Annotated in this window: 1 pseudogene; it reads left to right on the top strand. The window is 62.9% G+C overall.

From position 1 onward, the window contains the following. Positions 1-599: pseudogene (locus TSA1_RS32570) on the top strand (DUF1522 domain-containing protein); the annotation flags it as partial.

Genomic DNA, 599 nt, shown 5'->3' with positions numbered 1-599 from the left:
CGATCGACGCCAACGGCCTGCTGACGGTCTCGACCACCAACGACTACGCGTCCTCGACCATCGGATCGAGCGCCGCGGGTGGCGCGATCGGCGGCACGCTCACCTCGGCGCTGACCTTCTCGACGGCTTCCAGCCCCGTCCAGGATACGGTTGCCCAGACGGCTCGCGCCAATCTGGTCAATCAGTACAACAACATCCTGAACCAGATCGACACCACCTCGCAGGACTCCTCGTTCAACGGCGTCAACCTGTTGAACGGCGACCAGCTCAAGCTGGTGTTCGACGAGACCGGCAAGTCGAACCTCAGCATCACCGGCGTGACCTACAACTCCAAGGGTCTGGGCCTTGCTGCGCTGACCAGCGGTGTCGATTTCATCGACAACGCTGCCACCAACAAGGTGCTGACCAACCTGAACGCCGCGTCGAGCACGCTGCGCTCTGAAGCTTCGAGCCTCGGTTCGAACCTCTCGGTGGTGCAGGTTCGTCAGGACTTCAACAAGAGCCTGATCAACGTGCTGCAGACCGGCTCGTCGAACCTGACCCTGGCCGACACCAACACCGAGGCGGCCAACAGCCAGGCGCTGTCGACCCGCCAGTCG

Origin of the sequence: Bradyrhizobium nitroreducens (genome assembly GCF_002776695.1) — a bacterium.
Taxonomy (GTDB): Bacteria; Pseudomonadota; Alphaproteobacteria; order Rhizobiales; family Xanthobacteraceae; genus Bradyrhizobium; species Bradyrhizobium nitroreducens.
The sequence above is the reverse complement of the archived record's forward strand: the minus strand, read 5'-3'. Positions and strand labels throughout refer to the sequence as shown.